This is a genomic window from Ruegeria sp. AE4, from assembly GCF_056542185.1.
Map to the genome: position 1 here is coordinate 96378 of NZ_JBQFZK010000013.1, position 16253 is coordinate 112630.

Sequence of the window (16253 nt, forward strand, 5' to 3'; positions counted from 1 at the left end):
CCTGCCGTCATTCCCTAAATGCACGATTGAAGTAATCGGCCATCGGCTTGACCAGATAGGACAACGGGGTGCGTTCATCGGTTTTGATCAGTGTCTCAACAGGCATACCCGGCAAAAGCTCCTGACCGTTGAGACGGTCCAGCTCGCCATCATTCATAACCACTTCGGCGCGGTAGAATGTAAAGCCGGACTTTTCATCCGTGAATGTATCGGCTGACACGTTTTTGACCTGCCCGTCCAATTCAGGCGTTTCACGCTGATTGAAGGCCGGAAACCGCAGGGCGACAGGTTGACCTACATGCAGCTGATCCACATGGATCGCGTCAACGCGCGCGGCGACAAGCAATGGCGTATCCTGTGGAACAACATACATCATGGGTTCACCCGGCTGAACGACAGACTGAAGGGCAAAGACCTGACTTCCATATACTGTTCCGCTGACCGGTGCGCGGATGTCCAATCGTGTCAGCCGCTCGGACAGGGACAGTCGGCGTTCCGATAGTTCAGCAACTTGTGCCTGTACGTCCCGCAACGTGGTAATCGCCTCTTCGCGGCGGGTAGCAGTCAGTTCAACAATCTGGATCTCGGTTGAAGCGATCTGCCCTTTGAGGCGGGCGACTGCGGCTTCCAGTCGGCCTATTTCACCTGTCAGGCTGGCTTCTTCCCGTTGCAGGGCCAGTACACGACTGGTTTGCGTCAATCCTCGTTTCAACAGGCTTTGCTGGTCTTCCAGCTCATCCTCGATCAATTCAACCTGACGGCGCAGCGAAACGAGTTGGGCCTGCGTGCCTTCAATCTCGCTCTCGATCTGAACCAGCTGCTTGTTCAGCTGTTCTTGCTGTTTGGATAGGGTTTCCACCCGGGCGTCGAACAGGTTTTGCTGACCTTCGATCAGGTCCAGATCAATGCTGTATTCCGTCTGAATCTCGTGCAACCGCGCCGCCAACTCTTGCGACGAAAGCCCGTCGCGTTCGGCCTGAAGCCGGACACGCCGTGTCAGAAGCTCAAAAAGCTGCGCTTCCACAATCGTCTGTTCGGACGATAGGAAAGTATCATCCAGCCGCAACAGCATCTCGCCCGAGGCGACCACATCACCATCGCGTACAAATATCTCGCCAACAACGCCGCCATCAGGGTGTTCGACCACCTGACGGTTGCTTTGTACCTCGATCACTCCTGAGGATACGATCGCACCTGCGAGGCGCGTCTTCACTGCCCAAAGACCCAATCCGCCAACCAAAATGGCAAGTGCGGCGAATCCCACCAAGGCAGGAATTTTCATACTCCAGGCCTGCGCCTGCTTCTTGGTCGTCTTTTTTGCCATTATTCACCTACGGGGCTAAGCTTGCGCTTAATCGCGCCGGCATTCTGCACCATTGCGCTGAGAACCTCGTCACGGCTGCCGAACCTGACCACTTGTCCTTTTTCGACAACGGCCAGATCGTCACATTCCGAAATGGCCTGCGGGCGGTGTGTCATGATGATCGCGGCTTTGCCGGCCGCCTTGAGCCCCCTCACGGCTGCGTTCAAGGCTTCGGTGCCATCCGCGTCCAGTGCCGAGTTTGGTTCGTCGAGAATAAGCAGAACAGGGTCGCCATAGAGGGCGCGGGCCAGCGCGATGCGCTGTTTCTGCCCGCCTGACAACTGGCTGTCATTGCCTTCAAGGAAGGTACCATAACCCTTTTCCAAAGACAGGATCAGGTCGTGCGCATTGGCTTTCTTGGCTGCGGCCACCACTGCTTCGGAATCCGGGTTTTCTGACATCCGGGCGATGTTCTCGGCCACAGTCCCGTTAAACAGGGTAACCTGCTGCGGCAAATATCCGATATGGCTGCCCAGATCGTTGGAGTCATATTGATCCAGAGTGGCACCACCCAGCCGAATTTCACCGGCTGCCGGATTCCAAAGCCCCAGCAACGCCTTGGCCAGTGTCGTCTTTCCCGATCCGCTTTTGCCGATGACACCCAGCGCCTTGCCCGGTTGCAACTTCAGATTCACGTTCCGCAACGTTGGCGTTGTTGCCCCGGGGGGAATGACAGTCAGCGATTTGGCTTCCAACTGTGCCTTCGGGATGGGCAAGCGAATCCGCTGCTCTTCGGGCGGGGTCTGATCCAAAAACCGGCTTAGGGAAGTCCAGGCCGTTCGCGCACGTTCGATCATGCCCCATTGGCCGACCGCTTGTTCGACCGGGGCGAGGGCTCGACCCAAAAGGATTGAACCCGCGATCATCGCGCCCGGTGTCATTTCGTTTTGCAAAACCAGCCACGCGCCCAAGGCAAGCATTGCAGATTGAAGAAACAGTCGTAACGACTTGGTCAAAGACGTAAAACTGCCTGTCCAGTCGCTGGCCGAAATGGTTTGGCGCAAGGCATTCGAACGCTGGTCCAACCACCGCTTTGTCACGTCCGCCTGCATACCCTGTGAGCGCACAACCTCTGCCGCTTGTCTCGCATGTTCCGCAAAGGCGTTTGCCCGCGCTGCTGCAGTTTGTGCTTCAGCGACTTTTCTGCTGGTCAGAGCCTGATTGAGCAGTGCAATCACGACAAGCAGAACACCGCTTGCCACGGCCAGCCAGCCCAGCAAGGGATGAAACAGGAAAATCGCACCCAGAAAAACAGGCGTCCATGGAATATCCATCACCGCCAGCAGAACGGGGGATGAGCACAGGTTTCGAATGGATTCCAAATCACGCAAGGCCGTTGCCGGGGCAGATCGTATTTGCGGCAAAAGTGAACGCCGCAGCGTTGCTTCGAAGACGCGCTCATCCAACTGTGACTGGAACCGTGCGCCGAACCGGGCCACGATGCGTCCGCGGGCAAAATCCAGCATCGCCATCAGCGCATAAAGCAACGCCACCAACAAAAACAGCGCTGTCAGTGTTTCCACTGCACGCGAGCCCAATACCCGGTCATACACCTGCAACATGAACAATGGGCCAGTCAGCATAAGCAGGTTCACAAAAATGCTGAACAAGAACGCCAAAGCAAGGAACGCGATCCCCTGATTGCGCACATTGCGCAGTTCATGCCGGGGGGCCGCAGATACGCGGTGTTCAGGTTTCAATGTTTTAAATCCATATTATCCGGAGATGCGCCCCCGCATTTAAAAAGTTAGATCAGCCTTGCCAAGTTTGCACATCTTTTTTTGGGCAAGAAACCGCGGGTCCCTAGCGTAAAGAAGCACTATTCAGCCGTAGCTGACAAAAATCTAACGGCAATTACAGGCGCCGCTGGGCGGGCGTTTCAGGATTACGGCAAATCGGGCGGAATACAGCAAATAGACGGACGCGCGAAGACCGCAGCCCGCCAACAAGCCGCAGGCGATTATGGTTGCATTGATCCCGCCGCGAAATGACCGAGACCGGATTTTTCGACTTCAACTGTAAGGATGACAAGCGTTTTTTAATGTCGGACATTATTGTTTATTTTGTCCTACATTAAATGTAAAAGTGAATGAAATACGAATCGGAGAAGCCGCGCGTGGTCAAAAGAACGCCCCCAAAAGAAAAAGCTGAGAGTGTCGGCAACACCTTGAAGGTGCTACCGGCTGGCAGCAGCGGCCGGGACGTTCTGGAGGCTCTCTCTGGAATGATCGAACTGGAAGGATTGAAGGTAGGCGATCGCCTGCCGCCAGAGATCGAAATTGCAAATCAGCTTGGGATCGGAAGGGCGAAGGTTCGGGAGGCTCTGACAAGCTGGCAGAACATGGGCATCGTTGTGCGGAACAAGAAAGCCGGGACGCGATTGGCGGCCGAGGTATCTGCCAACACGATCCACCTTCCATTCACGCTGAAGCTCGAAGCCGAAAGCCTTTTGCGGACGCACGCCGTGCGTCGGCCACTGGAAATTGAGGCAGCAAGGTTGGCAGCACTGAATTGCTCAGACGCGCAGCGGCTTTTGATTTCGGCCCGCGTTGCAGAACTCATAGCTGTTCATTCTGCCGGTGAGGACTGGCGTCAGGCAGACTACCGGTTTCACGCTTCACTGCACGAAGCGTGCGGAAACCCATTGTTCGGGCAGCTAATCCGGCAGATTCAAGAAGCCTTTAACGAAGTATACGAAGCACCATTCGGCCAACCGCACTTGGGTCAGGCCACAATTCCAATGCACACGCAACTTGCCGAAGCAGTCGTCGCTGGCAGAGCAGAAGAAGCCGCAAGGATTGTCGGCGAGATCATGGACATGGTCGAAGCAGAAGTCCTAGAAATCATGGAAAGCCAGAATGTCTGACTACGAAGACCTTTCGACGCGTCTTGCAGCAACCTTCCCGGACGCGGCAGGTTCGGTCACGCCACCTATTGTTCAAACCTCACTATTCACTTTCGACAATTATCAGAGTTTTGAAGACCGGATGGCGGGAAAATCAGAAACAGCCATCTACACGCGCGTGGAAAACCCGACCGTCGCCGCGTTTGAAACGCTCATGGCTGAAGCCGAACAAGGTCAGACAGCCGTTGCATTTGCATCCGGGATGGCCGCAATTTCTTCGACGCTGCTGGCATTTGTCAAACCCGGTGACCGGATTGCCTGCGTCAAACATGTCTATCCGGACACATTCCGGTTTATGGAGCGCATCCTGCGCCCGTTCGGGGTGCATATCGACTATCACGCGCCGGAGCGTTTCGAAAACGACCCCGAACTGCTTGCCGATGTAACGCTGGCCTATCTGGAGAGTCCCGGTTCCGTCGTTTTTGAGGCGATGGATCTGCGCCGCGTCGCAGAGCATGCCAGACGCCACAATGTGCTGACGATGATCGATAATTCATGGGCAAGCCCGGTGTTCCAACGCCCCCTCACACTGGGCATCGATATCATCATCCACTCAGCCTCGAAATACATCTCGGGGCACTCGGACACGGTTGCGGGCGTGGTGGTTGCCTCCCGAAACCATATCGCCCGCATCCGTGATCTGACACTTCCTTTGCTTGGTGCTAAACTGGCACCTTTTGAAGCGTTCCTGTTGACGCGCGGCCTGCGTACTTTGCATGCGCGCATGATGCAGCATCAGGCGACTGCCAACATCTTCGTCGATCGCCTGGCCACTGTTCCGCAGGTGAGGCGAGTCAACTCACCCGGGGCCAACGACGTTCCCGGGTTGACGGGGCGGTCCGGACTTATGTCGGTTGAGTTTGATGACAGTGTCGACATCGCAAAACTTTCTGATGCTTTGAACCTATTCCGCCTCGGCGTGAGCTGGGGCGGCTTCGAAAGTCTGATCCTGCCTGCACGCGTTGGGCTTGCTCAGGCTGGCGAACAGAACTCAATGCAGAAATTTGGGGTCTCACCCAATCTGGTGCGCCTGAGTTTGGGGCTCGAGTCGGCAGAAGACTTGTGGGCCGATTTTGCTTCGGCTCTCGCCGAAAGCACGGCTTAGAACTGTTCGCTCAATAAAATCAACAGGAGGAAAACATGAAAAAACTACTATCAGGAATGACGGCTGCGGCCGTGTTCATGGGTTCGGCATCTTATGCCGAGACCACACTGAAACTGGTCGAGGTTATTACGAGCCCCGAGCGTACAGAGGTGCTTCAGGGGCTGGTTGATGAATTTGAAGCCAATAATCCCGACGTCACTGTCGAGATTGTATCGCTGCCGTGGGGCAACGCGTTCGAAAAGCTGGCGACAATGGTGGCAGGTGGCGACATCCCGGATGTGGTTGAAATGCCTGATACCTGGCAGGCTCTTTATGCCGGGTCCGATCAGCTGGTCAGTCTCAAGGACCATGTCGCTGGATGGGAACACGGGGCAACGCTGACAGACAAGACCGTTGCCATGGGCAGCCAGGCGGGTGATCTCTATATGATCCCGTACGGCTTCTACCTGCGGGCGATGTTCTACAACAAAAAACTGCTGGCCGAAGCCGGTATCGACACCCCTCCGACTACGATGGAAGAGTTCAAGGCTGCCTCTGCCGCGGTGTCCGAGCTTGACGGCAAGTACGGATACTGTCTGCGCGGTGGTCCCGGTGGAACAAATGGCTGGATCATGTTCGCCGCAGCCATGAACGGCACCAACGAGTTTTTCACAAAAGACGGTGTCAGCCGCATCAACGAGCCCGGCTCGGTCGAAGGCATCCAGTTCATGATCGACATGTATCAGAACGGATATGCGCCCAAGGACGCCGTCAGTTGGGGCTTTAACGAGATTGTGGCTGGTTTTTATTCCGGCACCTGTGCGTTCCTCGATCAGGACCCGGATGCACTGATCGCTATTGCCGAGCGGATGCCTGCCGAAGATTTCGCGGTCATTCCGATGCCTGTTGGACCTTCGGGCAAAGCTTTCCCGACCATTGGGTTCGCAGGCTGGTCGATCTTCAATGCAACTGAACATGAAGACGAAGCCTTTGATCTGGTTGCGGCCCTGTCGACGCCCAAAGCCAACGCCACGTGGGCAAAGCGTGTTGGCGTCATTCCGATCCACAAAGGCGCCGATCAGGATCCTCATTTCCAGACCGAGCAATTCAAAGGCTGGTTCGAAGAACTGAACGGTGAGCAATATGTGCCGACAACAATGCCAACCAACCTGGAGCAGTGGGGCTATTTTGGCAGCACACTTCTGCTGGAAACCAGTCAGGAAGCCCTGTTGGGACAGCGCAGTGCGCAGGACGTCGCGGATGAGTGGGCAGAGTTCCTCACCGACGAGCATGCCAAGTGGAAGGCAAAACAGTGATTTCGCGCATTCAGAAAACTGTCAGGCCCGGGGAAACCCGGGCACGACGCTCGCTCTACCTGCAATACATGGTCGAGCCTTTTTTCTATTTGTCGCCCGCAATTCTTTTGATCGGTGCGGTGATCATGGTTCCGCTAATCATCGGAATCTCATATTCGTTCCAATCCATTGAGCTGTTAAAGCCTTTTGCGTCTGGTTGGATCGGGTTTGAAAACTACGTTGACCTGTGGCGAGACCGCAAGTTCTGGATCGCGATGGAGAACACGCTGTTCTGGACCTTTTGGTCGATAACGTTCCAGTTTCTGCTTGGCCTTGGCCTTGCCATGCTTTTGAACACGCAGTTCTTTGGAAAGAAACTTTTTCAGGCGCTTGTTTTCCTACCCTGGGCTGTCCCGACCTTCCTTTCCGCGCTGACTTGGGCGTGGCTTTTCAACCCTGTCATCGGCCCGCTGCCGCATTGGCTGGCCGCGCTTGGCATTCTGTCAGAGCCCTACAATATCCTTGGCGACCCCAAGCTTGCCATTTGGGGTCCGATCACAGCAAATATCTGGTTTGGCGTGCCGTTCTTTGCGATCACGCTGCTGGCGGCTTTGCAATCAATACCCGATGAGCTTTATGAGGCCGCAGAAGTCGATGGCGCGACCCCCTGGCAGACCTTCACCAAGATCACGTTGCCGTTTCTTGCTCCGATGATCGCGATCACCGTGATGCTGAGGACGATCTGGATCGCCAATTTCGCCGACCTGATCTATGTGATGACCGGCGGCGGGCCTGCCAATTCGACGCAAATCCTGTCGACCTACATATTCACCACCGCTTTTCGCAAATTGGACTTCGGCTACGCGTCAACCATTGCTGTGGCGCTGTTGCTGATCCTTCTGATTTACGCCGTTATCCTGCTCTGGCTTCGCAAGAAGCTGGTCAAGATTTGAGGAGTTGACCATGTCAGCTGTCAGGAAACCCAACCCCCTGCTGGTTGTGGGTAAATACGCGGCACTTGCGTTCTATCTGATCTTTGCGTTGTTCCCGCTTTATTGGTTGCTCAAGATCGGGTTGACGCCGGACGCACTGATCTTTTCAGAGGGCACCCGCCTGTTTCCAAGCGAGGTGACCTTTTCAAACTTCAAAACGGTTATCTTTCAGACCGATTTTGTGGCCTATTTCCGGAACTCTCTTGTGGTGTCGCTGGGGGCTGCGTTCTTTACTACTCTGTTTGCGGCTGGGGCGGGCTATGCCTTTTCGCGCTTCGTTTTCGCGGGCAAACGCATCATCATTGCCTTGATGCTTATCACCCAGATGTTCCCGCTTCTGATGATCATTGCACCGATCTATAAGATTGTTGCCGACCTCGGACTGCTGAATTCGCTGACAAGTCTGATCGTTGTCTACACTGCGTTCAACATCCCCTTTGCTACTTTCCTGATGCAGTCTTTCTTTGATGGCATTCCCAAAGATCTGGAAGACGCTGCGATGATGGATGGCTGTACGCGGTTTCAGGCGCTGCGCAAAGTGGTGTTCCCACTGACATTGCCCGGTCTCGGGGCGACGCTTGGATTTGTCTTTACTGCCGCATGGTCCGAGCTGTTGTTTGCGTTGATGCTGATTTCAAAGAACGACGCGATGACATTCCCGGTTGGCTTGTTGACATTTGTTTCCAAATTCTCGGTCGATTGGGGACAAATGATGGCGGCCGGCGTGCTGGCGCTGATCCCAAGTTGCCTCTTCTTCATCTTCATTCAACGCTATCTCGTGCAGGGCCTCACGTCCGGCGCGGTCAAAGGATAGGAGGCCAGATCATGGCACGTATCGAACTTCGTGACGTTGCAAAACGCTATGGATCCGTTGAGGTCCTGCGCAACATCAACCTTGAAATTCAGGATGGTGAGTTCATCGTTCTGGTCGGCCCGTCAGGCTGCGGCAAGTCCACTTTGCTGCGCATGGTTGCTGGTCTTGAACCGATATCAAGCGGCGACTTTCTGATCGATGGCGAGCGTATGAACGATGTGAGGCCAAGGGACCGGGACATCGCGATGGTGTTCCAATCCTACGCTCTCTATCCGCATATGGATGTCGCTCGGAACATGGGTTTCTCGATGGAAATCCGCAAAGCTCCGGTGGCTGAACGCATATCAAAGGTCGCCCAGGCGGCAGAGACGCTGGGATTGACCAAATTGACGGATCGCTTGCCCAAGGCCCTTTCAGGTGGTCAACGTCAGCGGGTTGCTATGGGGCGGGCCATCATCCGAGACCCGCGCGCATTTCTGTTTGACGAGCCATTGTCAAACCTTGACGCCGCTTTGCGTGTCGAGATGCGGCTGGAGATTGCGCGGCTGCATCAAAAGCTCAGCGCGACCATGATCTACGTGACCCATGATCAGGTCGAAGCGTTGACGCTGGCAGATCGGATCGTTGTTCTGAACGCAGGCGACATCCAGCAAGTCGGCAGCCCGCTTGAGCTTTATGAAAGACCGGCCAACAAGTTTGTTGCGCAGTTTATCGGCTCACCCACCATGAATGTTGTGCCTGTATTGGGAACTGAAACTGGTGTGAATGTCGGGAATGGAGTTGAAATTAAAATTCTCGATCAACCCCTTGCCGCTGAGGCCAAAGAACTGGGTGTAAGGCCGGAACACATCGATGTTGTGGAAAACGGTGCCGGTGATCTGTCCGCCGTTGCGGATGTTGTTGAACATCTGGGGTCGGACACGAACATCTACGTCAATGCTGAGGGGATCGGCCCCATGATGGTGCGCAAGCATGGCAATATCCCCGTGAAATCCGGGGATCGCCTCGGTTTGCGCATTCAAGCACAGAATGCACATCTGTTTGCCTCGGATGGTACAGCGTTGCTACGTGCTTGCTGAGATGATGGGCAATTTGGAAGATCGGGCCAAGTCGCGCACGACAGGACTCCATCCGCGGGATATTTAGATGAACGACAATCAGTTATTGCTTCCGGGGTCACAGTCCGAGACCGGGTTTTGGATTGAAACGCCAAGACACCGCGATTGGTTGATGAACCAGGCCAAGCGGCAACTTACGTTCTTCAGCGCGAGTTGCCGGGATGAGCCCGGGTTCTATACACTTGGTCACGATGGTCGCCCGCTGCCCGGCAAGCTGCAGGAGCTGCACACGACAACCCGGTTGATTCATTCTTATGCATTAGGACATCTGTCTGGTTTTCAAGGTGCTGAACGGATCATTGATCACGGTATGGCATTTCTTGAAAGCCATCACCGAGATCGCGACCACGGCGGATATCTTTGGGCGCTGGAAGGGGATCAGATCAAGGATGACCGCAAGCTTGCTTATGGGCACGTCTTTGTCCTTCTTGCCTCGGCAAGTGCGAAAATGGCGGGTCACCCGGATGCAGACAAACTAATGACAGATGTCCGAAATGTTCTGGAAAAACACTTCTGGGACGAAGAAGCGGGCCTGTTTCGCGATGAATGGAACAGGGATTGGACGCCGTTTTCCGCATATCGTGGAATGAATGCCAATATGCACGGCGTTGAGGCGATGCTGGCTGCCTTTGAGGCAACAGGGGACGAAACCTACCTGTCCCGCGCCGGTCGCATTCTGGACTTTTTCATTGGCAAAATTGCACCCGGTGAAAACTGGCGGCTTCCCGAACACTATTCGTCTGATTGGCAAATTAACCGAGATTATGCGGGCGATCCGATGTTCAGGCCTTCCGGAACAACGCCGGGGCATTCGTTCGAATTGGGTCGGCTTCAGCTTCAGCATTGGGATTTGTCAGGCCGAACGAGCCCTAATACTCCGAACACGGCGCGCCACCTGATTGCGCAGGCTTTGAAAGATGCGTGGCTGCCTGATGGCGGGTTGGCCTACACACTTGATTTTGATGGCCGCGTTGCCAACGCTTCGCGGTTCTGGTGGCCCATCACCGAAGCCATCGGGGCGGTTGCCGCTCTGATCGTGCTTGACAGAAGGCCAGAAGACGAGGAGTGGTACAGAAAGCTCTGGACCTATGCGAATGAAACATTTGTCGATCATCAGCATGGCGGCTGGTATCCAGCAGTAGATGGGGCAGGGGCTGTTGTGACATCCATCTTTGACGGCAAGCCGGACATCTATCACTCGTTGCAAGCCTGTCTGTTTCCACTGTCACAACGTCTATCGAGGTTGATGCCGCTTTAGGTTTGGAAAATCCGCAGTTGCGGCTTGTTTTACCCGAGTCAGAATCCGGTGCAGGATCTTGTCGAATACCCGCAGACTACAAATCGTAGCCTGCGGCGGTGTCCGAAAGTCCCGGGCGCGCTCGGTTGCCCTTGCATTCCAGCGCTATGCATTCCAAACAACCTCGAACTCCTCGCGAAACGCAAAGCGTTTCAGGTGGTCCTCTATAACACCCATCCAAAAGTTCAAATCCTCACGTGGGCCGACTGAAGCAACTATTTCCAGCCCTTCGTCCGTCGCTTTCATCGCAACCGCGCGCCGGTTTTCAAACGAAACGTTTCCTTCAGTTGCGCCAAATTCGACTTGCCCTTTGTGGGACCAGTGCTTGCATAACTGCTGAAGATACTTGCTGGCCATTTCTGTTCGCGCATTTCCAGACGCGCACTGGTCTGGCAACATTTCCAACGCAGTTTCGGCCGCCCCGCGCATAGACTTGGCAAAAAGTGTTACGTCGATATTCGTGGCCAGGAACGTAACCCCAAGATCCAGACACTTGCGCTGCATCACGGGGTCCAACGTTAGGATGCCCGCTGCCTTGCCCGCTGCCACGATCCTTGACAACGCGTCCAAAACCGCTTCGACCACGTCGGGGTGGCCAGCATTGCCGATGTGCCCCATATCCGCGGCCAAATCTGACGGACCGATAAATACGCCGTCGACATCTGTCGTCAGAATGTCATCCAGTGCATCCAGGCCAAGGCGGTTTTCCACCTGAACCAACAGGCAAATCTGGTCGCCTGCCGTTGTCAGGTAATCCGGGATCGCCGCGAAACGCGAAGCACGCGCCAGAGCAGACCCAACGCCTCGAACTCCATGTGGTGGATATTGCACCGCGCGCACCAATTCCCGCGCTTGATCGCCGCTTTCAACCATTGGCACCAATATGCTTTGGACGCCAGCATCGAGATATTGCTTGATCATCCAGGTCTCGCCAATTGGCAGGCGCGCTACCGGCTGGCTACCTGTGCCTTCGATGACCCTCACTTGCTCAAGGATAGACCGCAGATCGTTCGGGGCATGTTCCCCGTCAACAAGCAGCCAGTCAAATCTGGATGTGGCGGCGATTTCGGCGGCATATGCATTGGCCATCCCAATCCAACATCCGATCTGGGGTTTTCCGGCTTTCAGTGCGGCCTTGAAGGGGTTTGTTGGCGCGGGCATTAAGGTGCTCCTTCAATCAAATTTGATATCGACCGAGCCGAAGGGTCCGAAATCGGCGTGAATTTCTGTGCTTGGCGGGCATTCGACGGGGCGAATGAAGCTGCCCGACAGGATCACTTGTCCGGGTTCAATACTTTGTCCGTATTGCGCCATGCGCCGGGCCAGCCAGACAACACTTTCAACAGGATCATTCAATACGCCGGCCCCAAGGCCGGTTTCCTCAATCTCACCGTTGCGGAAGGTCAAGGCACCAACCCAGCGCAGGTCGAATTCGTCAATCGCGTGGCGCTCTGTACCCAGCACAATCCCTGCATTGGCGGCATTGTCGCTGATCGTATCAAAGACGGTTCTGGCCTTGCCGGTCTCGGGGTCCCGACGCTGAATACGTGTGTCCAGAATTTCAATCGCCGGTGAGACGTAGTCCGTGGCGGATACGATATCGTCGCGGCCGACATTCTCGCCACCGACGGCGGATTTCATGACAAAGGCGATTTCAGCTTCGATCCGGGGCTGAATGAAACGGCCCGCAGGGACCGTACCACCGTTTTCAAACGCCATATCATCAAACAGGATGCCGCTGTCGGGAATATTGATGTTCAGCGCATATTGCATCGCTTTCGATGTCAGACCGATTTTCCACCCGATGACCTTGCGACCCTCAGCCAGCTTCTGGCGATAGATGGCGTTCTGCACCTCATAAGCGTCGTCCATACCCATCTGGGGGTGGCGCAGGCTCAGCAGACCGATCTGGTCGCCGGTGCGTTCGGCCTGAAGCAGGTCGGCTGCTGCGCGGGCATGCTCTTCGGGTGTCATGCCTTCTCATCCTCGACTGTGTTGCGCAGGGTGCCGATACCTTCGACAGAAACCTCGACCACGTCACCCGGTGCAAGATATTTTGGCGGGTCAAAGCGCGCGCCCGCACCGGTGGGGGTGCCGGTTACGATAATGTCACCCGGTTTCAGGGTCATGAAGGTCGAGATATACTCGATCTCGCGCCGGATCGGGAACATCATGCGGTCGAGGGTGTCGTCCTGACGCAACTCACCATTGACGCGGGTTTGAATGCGGGCGTCATCCAATTGCGCCGGGTCGGTGAAGGGCACCAGCCAAGGGCCGATCGACCCTGAATTATCCCAGTTCTTGCCCTGAGTTACGTTGAACTTGGCATGGCGCACCCAATCGCGGATCGTGCCTTCGTTGCACAGCGTCAACGCGGCGATGTGCTCATAGGCTTCGTCCTGCGATATCCGGCGACCCGCCTTGCCGATTACAATGGCCACTTCGCCCTCGTAGTCCAGCGTGTGGTTTTCCGGCGGACGGATCAGCGGGCGGTTGTGGCCGGTAAAACCGCTGGCAAAGCGGGGGAACAGCGACATATATTCCGGTTGCGCGCTGCCATCCTTGTATTCCGCATTTCTGTCCGGAAAGTTCACGCCGACGCACAGAATGCGACGTGCATCCGGCATCACCATTTCATAGGTGAAATCGGAATGGGTCACAGGCTTACCCTCGGCCGCCGCAGCCAACCGGCTAAACTCACCCGCAGCGATGACCTCATACAGGCTGGAAAACTCGGGGAAATCACCGTTCAGGGCAATCGCACCATCATCGGTAATCGCGCCAAAAAAGGTATCCCCTTCGGTGGTAAAAGTAGCAAAGCGCATTAAGCCTCCTCGGCGGTGTCGATGCCGCCCATGCACAGGTATTTGAGTTCCATGAAGTCATCCAGCCCATGGCGCGAGCCTTCACGGCCCAGACCAGACATCTTAACCCCGCCAAACGGAGCTTCCGCAGTCGAGATCAGGCCGGTGTTGATTCCGACCATGCCATATTCCAGCTTCTCGGAAACTCGCCAAACGCGAGCCAGGTCGCGGGAATAGAAATATGAGGCAAGGCCGAACTCGGTGTTATTTGCCGCAGCGACGACTTCGCTTTCGGTGTTGAACTTAAAAAGGGGTGCGACCGGGCCAAACGTCTCTTCGGTCGCGACCGCCATCTCCGAAGTAACACCGGTCAAAATGGTTGGCTCAAAGAATGTGCCACCCAGATCGTGCGACTTGCCGCCCAGAGTGACTTCGGCACCTTTCGAGGTCGCATCAGCGATGTGCTCAGCAACCTTGTCGACTGCCGCCTGATCGATCAGCGGACCAAATATGATACCTTCGTCAAAGCCATTACCAGTGGGCAAAGTCGCTACTTTGTCGCGCAGCTTGGCGGCAAAGGAATCGTAGACACCGGCCTGCACGTAAATGCGGTTGGCACAAACGCAGGTCTGACCATTATTTCGAAACTTGGCGATCACCGCTCCTTCCACAGCAGCGTCCAGATCAGCATCATCGAAAACAATGAAGGGCGCATTGCCACCCAGCTCCAACCCCAGTTTTTTGATCGTTGGTGCGCATTGCGCATATAGAAGCGTTCCGATCTCGGTCGAACCGGTAAAGGTCAGTTTCTGTACTGTCGGGTTCCCGGTCATCTCGCCGCCAATGCCACGGGCTGAGCCGGTGACGACCGAGAACAGCCCCGCAGGCAGGCCCGCTCTTTCGGCCAGAACCGCCAACGCGATAGCTGAGAATGGAGTCTGGCTGGCCGGTTTCAGAACCATGGAGCAGCCCGCCGCCAGAGCAGGGCCAGCCTTGCGCGTGATCATAGCGTTTGGGAAATTCCACGGCGTAATCGCGGCTACAACCCCGATGGGTTGTTTGATCGTCAGGATGCGTTTGTCTGGCGCGTGGCCTGGGGTGACATCACCATAGGCGCGGCGGGCCTCTTCTGCGAACCACTCAATGAAGCTGGCACCATAGGCGATCTCACCTTTGGCTTCGGCCAGTGGCTTGCCCTGCTCAGCTGTCAGGATGGCACCCAGATCGTCCTGGTTCTCCATCATCAGTTCGTACCAGCGACGCAGAATTTGACTACGCGTTTTGGCGGTGCGTTTAGCCCACCCGTGGCGCGCGGTCTCGGCGGCAGCAATAGCTTCGGCGGTTTCGGCGGCGCCCAGATTGGGAACATGACCAATAACTTCACCGGTGGCAGGGTTGGTGACGGCAAGGCCGTTGGCCGGGTCAGCTTCAATCCAGCGTGTACCTACAAGGGCAGCCTCTCGCAGCAAACCGGGGTCTTTCAAAGGAAACATTTGGGGACCTGCATCAGTTCGAATTAGATAGATCAACGGCTTGCCCCGCCAAAAGGCACCAGGGGCAAGCAATCGGTATGGGAACCGCGACCCTCAGACCGGGAATATGACGTTAGTCTGACCGGTGCCCGAGGACGGGAAATACTCGGTCACAACCTCGCATTTCTTGTCGTAAGCGTCCCAGCCGAGTGCGCCGTATAGCATCGCGGTATCATGCATCGAACCTTCACCGCAGCAGAAGTTGGCATAGTCACCCAGCATCTTGAGGAACGTAGCGTGATCGCCGTTTTTCCACATTTCCAGCACGTGCAGATCCATCTGGCGATTGAATTCTGAGCTGATTGTGAAAGTGCCGTTATTGGCGGCATAGTCCTTGTTGGCCCAGATCTTGTGCGACAGCGAACCCGACGCAACCAGCAGCACCTTTTCGTCGCTGGCCTCGACTGCTTCGCGGATTGCCTCGCCGACGATACGGCTTTCGTCATGAGCGTGCACAGTGCACCACGCACCGATCGACACCACTTTCATTTCGTGTTCACGGCTCATGAACCGCATCGGCACCAGCGTGCCGTATTCCACCTCAAGGCTGTCCAGGTGATGGGCCAACGTATAAGCACCCTTTTCGGTCGCAATCCGCGCAATCGCATCACCCAATTCGGGATTGCCCTCATATTTATAGGGCAGGTCCTGAATGAACTGGGGGAATTCATTCGATGTAAATAGACCCTCAAAATGGTCGTTGGCGTTTATGTGAAAGGCCGCGTTCAACACCCAATGCGTATCACAGATGACAACAGTTGTTGCGCCCAGTTCCTTGGCGCTACGAGCAATCTCCCGGTGGCCATCAATAGCCGGTTGACGCTTGCCTTTGATCGGTCCTTCCTGCTCGGACATGAGCAGGGTAGGCACGTGAGTCATTTTGGCGGCAAGTACGATTTCTCCCATGGTCTCCTCCTGGAGTTAGAGTTTCTTAGCGCGTATTTCGAGTGCAGTCGTTTTCACTTCCCCAGCTGCATGATGTTGTGATTTCCGGTTGCGAAGCCGACGTGTTTTTGTTCCATGTAGAACTCGAAGCTCCAGTTGCCGCC

The 16253-nt window shown here is 55.6% G+C and carries 14 protein-coding genes; 7 read left to right on the top strand and 7 right to left on the bottom strand.

Annotation, left to right across the window (positions count from 1 at the left end; genetic code table 11):
* Positions 1-7: 7 nt before the first annotated feature.
* Together ACR0EK_RS15365 and ACR0EK_RS15370 are read right to left on the bottom strand one after the other, a co-directional pair.
* The gene (locus ACR0EK_RS15365; protein ID WP_480967920.1) at positions 8-1282 is read right to left on the bottom strand and encodes an HlyD family type I secretion periplasmic adaptor subunit; all 1275 of its coding nucleotides are present in this window, start codon (positions 1280-1282) and stop codon (positions 8-10) included.
* 41 nt (positions 1283-1323) lie between these two features.
* Positions 1324-3063: a type I secretion system permease/ATPase gene (locus ACR0EK_RS15370; RefSeq protein WP_480484348.1), complete on the bottom strand. Its 1740-nt coding sequence runs from the start codon at positions 3061-3063 to the stop codon at positions 1324-1326.
* 389 nt (positions 3064-3452) lie between these two features.
* Between ACR0EK_RS15370 and ACR0EK_RS15375 the strand changes: the two genes are divergently transcribed.
* From ACR0EK_RS15375 to ACR0EK_RS15405, 7 genes are all read left to right on the top strand, one after another.
* Positions 3453-4229 carry a FadR/GntR family transcriptional regulator gene (locus tag ACR0EK_RS15375; protein ID WP_480900589.1) on the top strand — a complete coding sequence of 259 codons (777 nt, stop codon included), beginning with the start codon at positions 3453-3455 and terminating at the stop codon, positions 4227-4229.
* The gene (locus tag ACR0EK_RS15380) at positions 4222-5373 is read left to right on the top strand and encodes an aminotransferase class I/II-fold pyridoxal phosphate-dependent enzyme (RefSeq protein ID WP_480900590.1); all 1152 of its coding nucleotides are present in this window, start codon (positions 4222-4224) and stop codon (positions 5371-5373) included. Before ACR0EK_RS15375 ends, ACR0EK_RS15380 begins: the two co-directional genes overlap by 8 nt.
* Before the next feature lie 35 nt (positions 5374-5408).
* A complete protein-coding gene (locus ACR0EK_RS15385; RefSeq protein ID WP_209599091.1) occupies positions 5409-6668 on the top strand; it encodes an ABC transporter substrate-binding protein in 1260 nt (419 codons plus the stop codon).
* Complete coding sequence (locus ACR0EK_RS15390; RefSeq protein WP_480898649.1) at positions 6650-7600, top strand: carbohydrate ABC transporter permease; 951 nt, start codon at positions 6650-6652, stop codon at positions 7598-7600. Before ACR0EK_RS15385 ends, ACR0EK_RS15390 begins: the two co-directional genes overlap by 19 nt.
* A gap of 10 nt (positions 7601-7610) precedes the next feature.
* Positions 7611-8453, top strand: a complete 843-nt coding sequence (locus ACR0EK_RS15395; RefSeq protein WP_209506774.1) for a carbohydrate ABC transporter permease — start codon at positions 7611-7613, stop codon at positions 8451-8453.
* 11 nt (positions 8454-8464) lie between these two features.
* A complete protein-coding gene (locus tag ACR0EK_RS15400; protein WP_480484351.1) occupies positions 8465-9532 on the top strand; it encodes an ABC transporter ATP-binding protein in 1068 nt (355 codons plus the stop codon).
* Between the two features lie 67 nt (positions 9533-9599).
* On the top strand, positions 9600-10829 hold the full coding sequence (locus tag ACR0EK_RS15405) for an AGE family epimerase/isomerase (protein ID WP_480774241.1): 1230 nt from the start codon (positions 9600-9602) through the stop codon (positions 10827-10829).
* A gap of 144 nt (positions 10830-10973) precedes the next feature.
* On the opposite strand, the gene ACR0EK_RS15410 is transcribed toward ACR0EK_RS15405, so the two are convergent.
* The 5 genes from ACR0EK_RS15410 to hpaD all read right to left on the bottom strand — a co-directional run bounded on the left by ACR0EK_RS15410 (position 10974) and on the right by hpaD (position 16110).
* Positions 10974-12029, bottom strand: coding sequence for an aldolase/citrate lyase family protein (locus tag ACR0EK_RS15410; RefSeq protein ID WP_480484353.1), 1056 nt, complete (start codon positions 12027-12029; stop codon positions 10974-10976).
* 12 nt (positions 12030-12041) lie between these two features.
* Complete coding sequence (hpaH, locus tag ACR0EK_RS15415; protein ID WP_480900595.1) at positions 12042-12842, bottom strand: 2-oxo-hept-4-ene-1,7-dioate hydratase; 801 nt, start codon at positions 12840-12842, stop codon at positions 12042-12044.
* On the bottom strand, positions 12839-13693 hold the full coding sequence (locus tag ACR0EK_RS15420) for a fumarylacetoacetate hydrolase family protein (protein ID WP_480774243.1): 855 nt from the start codon (positions 13691-13693) through the stop codon (positions 12839-12841). The genes hpaH and ACR0EK_RS15420 overlap by 4 nt, the downstream gene beginning before the upstream one ends.
* A complete protein-coding gene (locus ACR0EK_RS15425; protein WP_480484356.1) occupies positions 13693-15165 on the bottom strand; it encodes an NAD-dependent succinate-semialdehyde dehydrogenase in 1473 nt (490 codons plus the stop codon). The genes ACR0EK_RS15420 and ACR0EK_RS15425 overlap by 1 nt, the downstream gene beginning before the upstream one ends.
* Before the next feature lie 93 nt (positions 15166-15258).
* Positions 15259-16110, bottom strand: a complete 852-nt coding sequence (hpaD, locus tag ACR0EK_RS15430; RefSeq protein ID WP_480967921.1) for a 3,4-dihydroxyphenylacetate 2,3-dioxygenase — start codon at positions 16108-16110, stop codon at positions 15259-15261.
* Positions 16111-16253 lie beyond the last annotated feature (143 nt).

Coding starts and splice junctions, on each gene's coding strand:
- hpaD (WP_480967921.1), bottom strand. CDS start 16,110: ATGGGAGAAATCGTACTTGCCGCCAAAATGACTCACGTGCCTACCCTG.
- ACR0EK_RS15410 (WP_480484353.1), bottom strand. CDS start 12,029: ATGCCCGCGCCAACAAACCCCTTCAAGGCCGCACTGAAAGCCGGAAAA.
- ACR0EK_RS15420 (WP_480774243.1), bottom strand. CDS start 13,693: ATGCGCTTTGCTACTTTTACCACCGAAGGGGATACCTTTTTTGGCGCG.
- ACR0EK_RS15425 (WP_480484356.1), bottom strand. CDS start 15,165: ATGTTTCCTTTGAAAGACCCCGGTTTGCTGCGAGAGGCTGCCCTTGTA.
- ACR0EK_RS15365 (WP_480967920.1), bottom strand. CDS start 1,282: ATGAAAATTCCTGCCTTGGTGGGATTCGCCGCACTTGCCATTTTGGTT.
- ACR0EK_RS15400 (WP_480484351.1), top strand. CDS start 8,465: ATGGCACGTATCGAACTTCGTGACGTTGCAAAACGCTATGGATCCGTT.
- ACR0EK_RS15375 (WP_480900589.1), top strand. CDS start 3,453: ATGAAATACGAATCGGAGAAGCCGCGCGTGGTCAAAAGAACGCCCCCA.
- ACR0EK_RS15380 (WP_480900590.1), top strand. CDS start 4,222: ATGTCTGACTACGAAGACCTTTCGACGCGTCTTGCAGCAACCTTCCCG.
- hpaH (WP_480900595.1), bottom strand. CDS start 12,842: ATGACACCCGAAGAGCATGCCCGCGCAGCAGCCGACCTGCTTCAGGCC.
- ACR0EK_RS15385 (WP_209599091.1), top strand. CDS start 5,409: ATGAAAAAACTACTATCAGGAATGACGGCTGCGGCCGTGTTCATGGGT.
- ACR0EK_RS15395 (WP_209506774.1), top strand. CDS start 7,611: ATGTCAGCTGTCAGGAAACCCAACCCCCTGCTGGTTGTGGGTAAATAC.
- ACR0EK_RS15405 (WP_480774241.1), top strand. CDS start 9,600: ATGAACGACAATCAGTTATTGCTTCCGGGGTCACAGTCCGAGACCGGG.